Origin of the sequence: uncultured Desulfosarcina sp. (genome assembly GCF_963664155.2) — a bacterium.
Classification (GTDB): domain Bacteria; phylum Desulfobacterota; class Desulfobacteria; order Desulfobacterales; family Desulfosarcinaceae; genus Desulfosarcina.
The window spans coordinates 597563-608793 of the sequence record NZ_CAXXXH010000001.1; the positions used below are offsets into that span (position 1 = coordinate 597563).

8 protein-coding genes are annotated in these 11231 nt (G+C 56.1%); 4 read left to right on the top strand and 4 right to left on the bottom strand.

Going from position 1 to position 11231, the window contains the following annotated elements; translation table 11 throughout:
* From ACHZBS_RS02765 to ACHZBS_RS02780, 4 genes are all read left to right on the top strand, one after another.
* Nucleotides 1-1815: a LysM peptidoglycan-binding domain-containing protein gene (locus tag ACHZBS_RS02765; RefSeq protein WP_319405003.1), complete on the top strand. Its 1815-nt coding sequence runs from the start codon at nucleotides 1-3 to the stop codon at nucleotides 1813-1815.
* Between the two features lie 49 nt (nucleotides 1816-1864).
* Nucleotides 1865-2632: a tetratricopeptide repeat protein gene (locus tag ACHZBS_RS02770; protein WP_319405004.1), complete on the top strand. Its 768-nt coding sequence runs from the start codon at nucleotides 1865-1867 to the stop codon at nucleotides 2630-2632.
* Nucleotides 2633-2701: 69 nt separating this feature from the next.
* Complete coding sequence (locus tag ACHZBS_RS02775; RefSeq protein ID WP_319405005.1) at nucleotides 2702-4399, top strand: PAS domain-containing protein; 1698 nt, start codon at nucleotides 2702-2704, stop codon at nucleotides 4397-4399.
* A gap of 234 nt (nucleotides 4400-4633) precedes the next feature.
* Nucleotides 4634-5395: a sulfite exporter TauE/SafE family protein gene (locus ACHZBS_RS02780; RefSeq protein ID WP_319405006.1), complete on the top strand. Its 762-nt coding sequence runs from the start codon at nucleotides 4634-4636 to the stop codon at nucleotides 5393-5395.
* 319 nt (nucleotides 5396-5714) lie between these two features.
* Here ACHZBS_RS02780 and ACHZBS_RS02785 read toward each other — a convergent pair whose 3' ends face one another.
* From ACHZBS_RS02785 to ACHZBS_RS02800, 4 genes are all read right to left on the bottom strand, one after another.
* Nucleotides 5715-7451 (bottom strand): radical SAM protein, encoded by a 1737-nt coding sequence (locus ACHZBS_RS02785; RefSeq protein ID WP_319405007.1) that lies wholly within the window; start codon nucleotides 7449-7451, stop codon nucleotides 5715-5717.
* Nucleotides 7452-7770: 319 nt separating this feature from the next.
* On the bottom strand, nucleotides 7771-8961 hold the full coding sequence (ftsZ, locus tag ACHZBS_RS02790; protein ID WP_394708032.1) for a cell division protein FtsZ: 1191 nt from the start codon (nucleotides 8959-8961) through the stop codon (nucleotides 7771-7773).
* 119 nt (nucleotides 8962-9080) lie between these two features.
* Nucleotides 9081-10313 carry a cell division protein FtsA gene (ftsA, locus tag ACHZBS_RS02795; protein ID WP_319405009.1) on the bottom strand — a complete coding sequence of 411 codons (1233 nt, stop codon included), beginning with the start codon at nucleotides 10311-10313 and terminating at the stop codon, nucleotides 9081-9083.
* A 1-nt stretch (nucleotide 10314) separates the two neighbouring features.
* Nucleotides 10315-11172, bottom strand: a complete 858-nt coding sequence (locus ACHZBS_RS02800) for an FtsQ-type POTRA domain-containing protein (protein ID WP_319405010.1) — start codon at nucleotides 11170-11172, stop codon at nucleotides 10315-10317.
* Nucleotides 11173-11231: the final 59 nt, after the last annotated feature.

The window sequence follows — 11231 nt, forward strand, 5'->3', positions numbered from 1 at the left end:
ATGGCCATCAATCATCCAGATATTTTTCAACGCCCCCTTCTTCGCCGGATGCTTTTACCGTTGATCGCTTTTATCCTGCTGCTTCTGACGGTAGACACCCATGGCGCCATGCTTTATAAAAACTATGTGGTGCGCTACGACCGCGGCTGGGACATCCTCTGTGACCCCTACCAGGTTCAGCAGGGGGACTGGGTGCTCAAAATCTTCCGTCAAAAAGGTGAGCTTGCCCACGCCGATTTCCGGGAATTCCTGGGTATTTTCGAACGCCTCAACCCCCATGTGAAAGACATCGACAGGATCCGTCCCGGGCAGGTGGTTGACATTCCGCTTAAAAAACTGGCCCAGGGCGCCCTGCCGGGCCAAGCCTCCGGGGTGGTCACCATCCCCGTCGTCATGATCAGCAGCCCCAGGGAAATAATAGAAAAGCATACCCGGTCCTACACCATCCAGAGGGGCGACACCGTCTCCAAGCTGATTGCCAACCGGTTCGGCGGTCGATACGGAAACACCACCTATAGCCAGGGACTGGCGCTGTTCAAGGCCGCCAACCCGCACATCAAGGATGTCAATCGAATTTATGCCGGGCAGAAGATCTACATGCCCGATCCCTCCATCCGGGAACAAAGCTGGTATAGCGCCTTGTTCGATGAAGCCGGCAATCTGGTCGAAAAAATGGCGGATGGTGCTGAAACCGAATCCGGTGAACCTCAACCCCAGCCAACCGTCAGGGCCGGCTCGGAATTGGCCACGCCCCAACCGGAATCGGAAAAAACAGGCCCGGCTGCAGAGGCCGCATCGGCGATCGGGGGACGTCTGCTGGACAAGGGAACCTATTTTTTCCCCATGAAGCAGGGCAAGGATTTCGAGCTGGACCTTTCCCGCCACCCCATGATCGATCTTCTGAACGGATCCAAGGTGATTCTCACCACCCAGGACCGGGTAATGAATGTGGATCTGCCGCTGATTCAATCCTACTGGGAAAATGTCAAGGTGGTGAAGGTGCCCGACGAAGCCACATCCCAGGACATTCTGGAAGCCGTCTTTTCGGCGTTTTCGAGTGAAGCCTCCACCAATCGCCTGGCCTTTGACGATGGAGGGATAAATATCAGCATCAGCGCCAAATGGATCCGCACCGAACCGTCGGTTGATGGCCGCGTCCCCCGCCATTCCTGCATCACACCGATCACGTCCGACTCCGAGCGAACCCACGACGCCATTGTCCGTTACCTGGACCAGAACGACATTGTCATCAAGGAACTCCTGTCCGGAGCGCCCGAGGCAACGCGACCGCCGCTGCACATGGAAGTGACGAAACATATTGACGGTATCGACGGATCCAGCCAGAAAGCGCTTATCGAATCATTTGCCACATTGATGGGATTTAACTACTCACCCAACACTAGCATCAGCTTCCCCTACGCCGGGATTCAGGTCCAGGCCCTGTCAAACCTGCTCTCTTTCGGCAACGGGAGAGAAATTCTCATCGATTTTGGAAACCTTTACGGTGATGCGGTAAACGCCATCAGGGATACGGGCCTTGAAATCCTTCAAATCAATCTTGACGCCGAACCGCTGGAGATCATCCAGCGCCTGATGAAAACCGCAGGCATGGCCTATACCGCCTCTCCCGTTTTTTATGGAGCGAACCGATCTCCTGAATTCAATACCGCCATTTCGGTCAGCGGCATTCTCATTCCGATGGAAAACGGCGAGAACCGTTTGTTTACCGATAGAAAGATACCCGAATTGATTAGACTGTTTCTCCGTGACCGGGGCATCCGGCTGATCCGAATCGAAGGAACTGCCCGGGGATAGTCTTATTGAATGATCAACGGATTACATACATTAAATAGGAGAAAGGTCCATGGCACGTTGGCGACCGGAGATGATACTTTCTTTGCTTTTTGCCATGCTGCTGTTTTCAGCATGCGCCACCACAGAAACGTCCCTTCAGGATAAAAAAAAAGCTGCTGCAGCCGTCAATCTGGGGGAGGCCTATCTCAATGGCGGCAATTACACGGCGGCCCTGAGAGAACTGCTTAAAGCGGAAAAATTGAATGCAGACGACCCCATCCTGCATAACGATCTGGGTCTGGTATATATGGCCAAGGAGAAGACGGATCTGGCCGTGGTGCATTTTGAGAAAGCGGTCCAGCTGAAACCCGACTATTCCCTGGCCAAAAACAACCTGGGCAGTGCCTACATGGTTCAGAAAGAATGGGACAAGGCCATTGCCGTGCTGGAACCGGTCACCGGTGACATGCTCTACGCCACACCGCACTTTCCCTTGGCCAACCTGGGTTGGGCATACTACAACAAGGGGCAATATGACAAAGCCCAGAAATATTTGAAAAAGGCACTGGACGTGCAGCCGGACTTTTTCGTTGCCCAGTTGAATCTGGGCCGGACGTACCTGGCCACCGGCCGATTGCACGCCGCGCAATCCCTGTTCGAAAAAGTTGCGCAAACCAATCCTAAAAACCCGGCCCTGCTGCTGGAAATGGGCAGAACCTACCGCCTGCTGGGAGACTACAACAACGCCAGACTGGCCTTGAAGGGCGCCATTGAATATACTGAAGACTCGAATCTGGCCGTCGAGGCATCCGAGGAGTTGAACAAGATCTACCAGTAACCGCAACCTTCATGAGCATCATCTGAACGTTACCCGCCCGGGGTTGGATTGTTTACCGAGGGAAGCCTTATGACCAAAGACGACCGCCCGACTGAGCATGCCCTGCCCGAACGCCTGCAGCACCAGATCACGGAACAGACCCACCACCGGACCGAGCTGGAAGCGATCAACCAGGCCGTAACCAGCGAACGGGACGCACTCAAAAAAAAACTGACCGATTGCTCCCGACTGTTGCAGGCTACGACCACCGGCCTGATTTCGCTGGACAAGTCCGGTCTCATCGACGGCGTCAGCTCCCGCGCGGTCGAAATGCTCGGCGCAGACAAATCCTACCTGCTGAAAAAACCCATCAGCCTGTTCATCGCCACTGAAGACCAGTCCGTTTTTTTTATTAACCGCAGCCGGATTTTCGCCGGAACCCTGAAAGCGCCCTTTGAAATCAATCTCAAGAAAAAGGACGGAACCATATGGTCCGCACGGGTAAATGCCCAACCGGTCGAAACGCCCAGCCAGAAACTGCCCGGGATGCTGTTGGCCGTGGAAGACATCACTCCCTATCGGCAGGCCCTGGAAGCCCTGCAGCTCAAAGAGTACTTTGTCAACCTGCTGTTTTCGATCATTGACGACCTGTCCGTCTGGTCCCCGGCCGACATCGACGAAATCATTATCTACTCCCTGGAAAAAGTGGGATTGGTATCGGGGGCGGACCGGGTCTATGTCTGCCTGTTTCACGATCGGAAAACCCGGCTTTCCATCACTCACGAATGGCTCAGCGACGGAGTTGAAACCCCGGCCCCGGCTCTGCAAAACGCCAGTGTGGAAACATTTTCCAGGATCTTGAGCCAGGTGAAACAGAGCAGCACCGTCTCCGTTGCGGATATCGACACCCTGGCAGCGATAGAACACGCGGCCCATGAAGGGTTCCATGCCCCGGGAGTCAAATCGTTCCTGTTCACCCCCTTGTTCTACGGCCGATACCTGATAGGCATCATCGGCTGTGACGCCGTCAGGCAGCCGACAGACTGGTCCAGGGAAACGCAGAACCTGGTCAAATGCGTCGGCAGCACCATCGTCAATGCGCTCATCCGGAAACAGACCCAGAAGGCACCCGCCAAAGTTCGTGAAACCATCCTGCAGTTCGTTTCACCGGCTCCCCATACCAGTGATGATGACTCGTTAGAGTACGAGGGTCCCATCGAGGTCATTGACAGTGATGACAGCACCCCCGTTGAAGAAAAGGCCCATTGGCGCTTCGAAGAAGGGGAACCCGATGATCCGAACCTGGTCAATACGGCACTGCTCAAGGATGGGAAAACGGCCAATATCGCCTGCAAGCACTGCAACCACCAGAAGCTGCTGGACATTTCCGTAATCCGGAACATCGGCACCCGCCTGAAGGCCACCTGCACCTGCGGCAACGAGATGTACATCAAAATCGAACTTCGCCGGGAGCACCGCAAAATGGTCCATCTGGAAGGCGTGTACATCCGCGGCCGGGGCGACCGCATTGCCATGAAGTCGGACGACTGGGGAAGAATCCTGATCGAAAACCTCTCCCGCCATGGGATCGGTTTCAAAGTTTTCGGGAAACCGGATGTACGCGTCAACGACCGGTTCCGGGTCAAATTCACCCTGGACAACACGGCCAGTTCGGTGGTTCAAAAAGAGGTGGTCGTGCGTTCGGTGGCCGAAGAGGCCATCGGCTGCCAATTCGTGGGCAAAGACCCCTGTGATGTGACCATCGGCTTTTACATGATGACCACCTGACCGGCGGCGAGGGGCAGCGGTCGGAGGTATGAAAAAAGACCTATTTCGGTAGCCTCACCGCTCAATCGGTTGTCCGGCTGGAGGCGATCGGTTAAAAATCTTTTCTGCAGTCTTCCCGCCCCTGAACAAAGATGTTGCTACAAAAGCCAGGGTTATGGTTGCCCCGGTTTGGCCTGCGTCTCAGATTATATCTGTAGTTCAGGGGCATTATAGACGAAATAGTCCGTTGATGCCATGCCCATTTCAACGATTCTGATTGCCGCGATCTTTCTCATCTCCCTGGTGCTGACTATGGTCGGCCTGGGAGGCGGGCTCATATTTTCTCCGCTGTTTATCATCCTCGGGTTTGTCAAATCCGAGGCTGCCTCGGCTTCGTTGTTTTTGAACCTCATTGCTGCCGCATCAGCCGCATATACCTATTCAAGAAAGAAGATGGTGGATTTTTCACTCGCCATCCCCCTGATTATCTCTTCGAGCCTGGCTGCGCCGATCGGGTCGTATTTAAATGTGCGTATCGATGTAAAACCATTCCTTATGATCATGGCAGTCGTGCTTGCCTTGGCTGGGGCTCGAATGCTGCTGTCACCTGGTGGCGACGTAGAAGCCACTACTATGGGATCTTCAAAAAAAATAATCGGTGGGATCGGTATCGGTGCCTGTATTGGAGTTATAGCCGGATTGTTAGGGATCGGAGGAGGCGTTTTCATTGTGCCGCTTCTGATCTATGTAATGAAAACACCCACTAAGATTGCAGCTGCATCGTCGACTTTTATCGTATGCTTCTCGTCTTTGACAGGCTTTCTTGGATATGCGTCCATGGAAACGATTAACTGGCTGTTCATCCTGCCCGCGGCTATTGCCTCTTTTGCCGGAGGCCAGGCCGGGGCGAGGATCATGAGCGCCAAACTGAAGGGGAAGAGCATTCAGGTCATCTTCAGTATAATTCTGTTTGTCTTGTGCGCCAAGCTGCTTCATCAATCTATATTCGGCCCATAGCCTTAATGGACGGCAAACGCGTATCACACAATTCGTGAAACAGTTGATACCTGTCATTAAAGACAACTCCGGTAAAAAATTGCCGACCGCAACATCTTGTAACTGGCCTTATTTTGATGGTTAGTTGGCTTTCATTTTGTTATCAAAGGGAAAACCTGATTCGAAAAAACATCCCTGAAAATAGGCAGGATGGAGGCTCCCTGCCGCTTTATCTCATCATTCATAAAGCATTTATGGCGACTGGAAGTCGGTCCATCTTCGAACGCAGATGTTAGGTCAAAACGATAAAGGCTTGGAACTGATCAGGCGAGCGCCGCCTTCAACCCTCAGGTCTTTCTTTGCACACCCCGCAGATGCTGCATGTTGCCGGATCGGCGGGACAAGGGGCAGAGGTCCGGCCGGCCAGCGCCCGGCGGTATTCTTTCAACAGGTAGGATTTATCGAGGCCGTGATCGATGAAGTCCCAAGGAAACAGTTCATCGGGATTGCGTTCACGGTGAACGAAAAAGTGCGGGTTGATGGGGGACGCCTTGAAGGTCTGGGGCCAGTTGCCCCGGTTTTCATGGGCCAGCGACAGAATGCCTGCCACCCGCCGATCCCCCCGGGCGATCACTCCCTGCAGGAAGGCCCACCGGGGCACGTCCGCATGGACCCGCACATTGGCGGTTTTTTTCAATCCCGTCTTCACCATCTTGATCTTCGTCTTCAACGTTCTCACGTCATCCATGGATACCCATTGAAAGGGCGTAAACGGTTTAGGAACAAAGGAACTGAGACTCACGGTGATTTCACCGATGTGCCCCTTGCCCCGGCTGGTTCTGAGAAATCGGTGTTTGATCTGCTTGACCAACTCCACGATGGCGGCCACATCGGCCTGGGTTTCGGTGGGCAGGCCAATCATGAAATAGACCTTCAGGTTGGGGATGCCGGCGGCCACCAGGGTTTCGGCGGCGGCGACCACATGGTCTTTCGTGATCCCCTTGTTGATCACCCGGCGCATGCGTTCCGAACCGGCATCCGGGGCGATGGTGGCGGTCTTCACCCGGCTCTTTTTCAGCGCCTCGATCAACGGGCCGTCCAGCGCGTCGGCCCGCAGACTGCTGAATGAGAACCGGATCTCACGATCCCGATCCTTGTCGCACAACTCCCGAATGCCCGGCAGGTCGGACACGGCGGCCCCCACCAGGCCGATGCGGTCGGTCAGCGCACACCCATCGTCCACCTGACGGTCCAGCAGGTCAAAGGGGCGGAATCGTGGCGGCCGGTATACATATCCGGCGCTGCAGAAGCGGCACCCATGGGGACAGCCGCGGGAGACCTCGATAAGATAGGTGTCGTCAAAGGTTGTGTCCGGGGTCAAAATGGTGCTGGCCGTCGGCAGGTCCGAAAGGTCGGGAACGATCAATCGTCTGACGGAAGCAGGCACATCCGCCAGCAGGTTCACTTCAGCCAGGGTGCCGTCTTCATGATACCGGGGGCGGTAGAAGGCAGGAACATACAGGCCGGGAACCTGCCGGGCCAGGGAAAGCAGGCTTTCCTGCTTTTCGGCCGAGGGATCAAAAATTTGAAAAAACCCCGATATCAGAGCCTCGGCCTCTCCCAACAGGAAGGCATCGATAAACCGGGCCAAGGGTTCCGGGTTGAGAAAACAGAAGACTCCCCCTGCCAGCACAAGGGGGAGAGTAGCGCCACGCTGGGCGGCCGCCAGGGGGAGTCTTGCTGTTTCCAGGATGGTAAGCACGCCGGGCACATCGTTCTCATAAGAGATCGAAAAGGCAATGATGTCGAAGTCTTCGATGGGCGTCTGGGACTCGACCGTCAACACCCGACGAATTTTACCGCCATCCTGTTCCGGTAAAAAAGCACGTTCACAAACCACATGGTCAATATCGTTGATGAGCCGGTAAACGGTCTGGAACCCCAGGTTCGACATTCCCACCGGGTAAAGATTGGGGTAGACCAGCGCCACGCGAATACGGCCGGCGGCGGACTTACGGATAACGCCGCGCTCGGTCGCCGCATGTCCTCTGGAGTCCTGTGGGTATCCTGTTGCCATGATTTCCGCAGACCTTTATCCGGATCGCCGTTCAATCCCTATCCTTTCCGGATCAGCTCGGAACGGTCGGGACGGTTTCATCGGCCTTCACCATCATCGAGGAAATCCGGCTTTGCCGGCGACGGTCTTTTCCACTTCGGCGATCCACTCCGCTGCGTCGTTCGGGGATACAGCAGGCATATGAATATGCCCGCCGATCGCCACCCGACCGGCGGCCGCCGGTCAAATGGTCGCTGCATTGAGTATGCTGCATCATCGGTCCTCTGGTTCATCGGTTTAGCAGCTGATCCCTGTCGATCCGGTTCGTCCGGACAGGGGGTTAATCCGCCTTTCGTCTTAAGAACGTGGGAACGTCCAGGTCGTCGTTGTCGATAACGATCCCCTTGTACTCCCGGTATAGCTCACTGGCCGATCCTTCGTTGACGGCCTGCCGCCTGCGGATGAAAGTGGGTTCGTCCAGTTCCGAGGAACGGGCCAGATCCGCCGGGGTGATGTCACGCACCTTACCGCCGTAGGTAGGGTCCAGCGCTCTCGGGGCCGCCTCCTTCTCTTTGCCCTTCTCGCCGATGCCGGTGGCAATGACGGTAACGCTCATCTCATCACCCACGCTGTCGTCGATGACCGCTCCCCAGATGATCTCCGCATCTTCACCCACTTCGTTGTATATGCGTTCGGAGGCTTCGGTCATCTCCTCCATGGTGAGGTCGCTGTTGGAGGTGATGTTCATCAGCACGCCTTTGGCGCCGGAGATGTTGATGTCATCCAGCAGGGGGTGTGAGATGGCCCGTTCGGCCGCTTCCAGGGCCCGGTTTTCACCACTGGAGATGCCGATGCCCATGATGGCCATACCGGCCCGGGACATGGTGGTCTTCACATCGGCAAAGTCCAGGTTGACCAGGCCGGGCATCATGATCAGGTCGGTGATGCCTTTGACTGAATGCAGCAGAATTTCGTCAGCCTTCTTGAACATGTCCACCATCTTGGCATTCTTCGAGGCAAGTCCGCGCAACCGGTCATTGGGAATGGTGATCACCGTATCCGCCGCTTTTTTCAACTCGAGGATGCCTTCCTCAGCCTGTTTGGCCCGTTTCCTTCCCTCGAAGGAGAAAGGCCGGGTTACCACCGCCACGGTAAGGATGCCCATTTCCTTACACAGCCGCGCGATCACCGGCGCCGCACCGGTCCCGGTGCCGCCGCCGAAACCTGCTGTGATAAAAACCATGTGGGAATCGGCTAAGGCCTCCTTGATCATCTCGGCATTTTCCAGGGCCGCCTCCCGCCCCACCTGGGGATTGGCGCCGGCACCCAGACCTTCGGTAATTTTTGTCCCCAACTGAAAGCGCATCTCCGCCTGGGACACATCCAGAGCTTGGGCATCCGTGTTGGCGGAAATGAACCTGACGCCCTGCAGATTGCTCGCGATCATGTTGTTGATCGCGTTGCCTCCCGCCCCGCCAACGCCAATCACTTTAATTTTTGCCGATCGGTCACTCTCCATGTACGTAAACATACCAGTCATAGTCTCCCCCTTTGCTTGTGTTGCCCATAACGGCGCTTGCCTGTACGCCTTGGTTTCCAATTTTTCCACCATTGTCACTTTCCTGACCGACGTCCTTGATCCAACCTGAATCAGATGACATCCTTGAACCATTTTTTCATCCGGGAAATGAGACTGTTGAAGATGTTTCTGTCCCGGATTCGAAATTTCTTCTCCGGCTCCTTTCTGGCGCCGTAAATAACCAGCCCCACCCCGGTGGCATACATGGGATTGTTCACCACGTCGGTGAGGCCGCCGATGCCCCGCGGTCTGCCCAGACGCGTGGGGACGCCGAAGATGGCTTCGGCAATATCGGTGGTGCCCTCCAAAAGGGCCGTCCCCCCGCACAGGACCATGCCCGATGCGATCATGTTCTCCATTCCGGCACGGTAAATTTCCCGCTGAAGCAGCGTAAAAATCTCCTCCATGCGCGGTTCCAGGATTTCGCCTAAAATCTGGCGGGGAAGCTTGCGGGGTTGGCGGCCGCCCATCCCCGGCACCTCGATGGTTTCGTCCGGGTTGATCGCCGCCCCGTTGCAGGTGCCGTATTTGCGTTTGATCCGCTCGGCTTCGTTCAGAGGCGCCCTTACGCCAATGGCAATATCATTGGTGAGGTTGTCACCCCCCAAGGCGAGGACGAAGGTGTGTTTGATGTTCCTTCCCGAGAAGATGGCCAGGTCGCTGGTTCCGCCCCCCAGGTCGATCAGGCCGGTACCCAGCTGTTTCTCCTCTTCGGTCAGCACCGCCTCTCCTGAAGCCAGACTCTCCAGGACGATATCGCACACGTCCAGACCGGCCCGGTTGGCACACTTGACGATATTATGAGCCGACGTGACCGCACCGGTAACGATGTGGATTTTTGCCTCCAGACGGACACCGGCCATACCCACCGGATTCTGAATGCCGATCTGGTCGTCTACGATGTACTCCTGGGGCAGTACGTGGATCACCTCCCTGTCCATGGGAATTGCCACCGCCCGGGCCGCATCGATAACCCGGTCGACATCCTGCTGATTGATCTCCGACCCTTTGATGGCGACGATTCCCCGGCTGTTGAAACCAGTGATGTGGCCACCGGCAATCCCGGCGTATACCGAAGAAATCTCACAGCCGGCCATCAATTCAGCCTCTTCAACCGCCTTTTTGATAGACTCCACCGTGGATTCGATGTTGACCACGACGCCCTTGCGCAGCCCGATGGATGGATGGGTGCCGATGCCGATGATATTGATCTCGCGGCCCGTTACCTCGCCAACCACGGCACAGATCTTGGTGGTTCCGATATCCAGGCCGACGACGATATTGCCCTCTCTTGATCCCTGCAACCTACACCTCCTTATGATCCGAAGTGGACGAACCGGCCGTTGCCAGCGTGATGACCATTCGATTGACATCAAACAGATCGATAACCCGGTACCGGGCCAGCCGGCTGTCCCTGCTCAAACGTGACATCAGGCGTTCCAGCGCCTTGCACTTTTCACGATAGCGACCGAACCCCAGTTTCACCGCCCGGTTGTCTTCGCCGATATATAGGGTAGCGCCGATTTCACGATCCATCCGGATCCGGCGAATGCCGGAAAGGGGCAGCGGGCTATTCTTCTCCACGGCTATCCGGAACAGCGTCATCACCGCACGAAATGCCTCGCTGGCCGGCCGGCCCGGAACCGGCAGGTCTGCATGATCCAGCCCCTGCACCCGGGGCAGCGCGTCGCTGTCCGAATCATCCCGTCGTTTGAACACCTCGCCGTCCACGTTGATCAAAAAACCTTCATCGGAACCCATGTCCAAAAGGGCCAGCGGGGCTTCTTCCCGGATGTGGATATACAATCCCGATGGGATCTCCCGCCTGACCGTCGCATCGGCGACCCATGAATCGGCCAGAAGCCGCTGGCGGGTCATGGCCAGATTCACGGACAGGATGTTCGTCTGCATCCCGACGCCGGCGATCTCCATGACTTGCTGGCGGCTGAGCCGCTGTTGCCCGGTAATAACAATCCGGCGGGCCAGGAAGTGCCGGCTCTGGGTAAAATAATCATAGGCAAAAATAAACGCAGCGCTGGTCACCACCAGCATCACCGCCCCCAAAAGCGCCTTGAAGGCAAAGACGGCACGATCCCGAAACAAAACCCGACGGGCTTGCTTGTTTTTCCTGAATCGATTGGTTCGGGTCGGTTTCGGTTTCAATGTTTATTCTCTGGCTTTCGGGTTCCAGACAGCCGGCTTACAGTCCTCTGTCCTCTGTA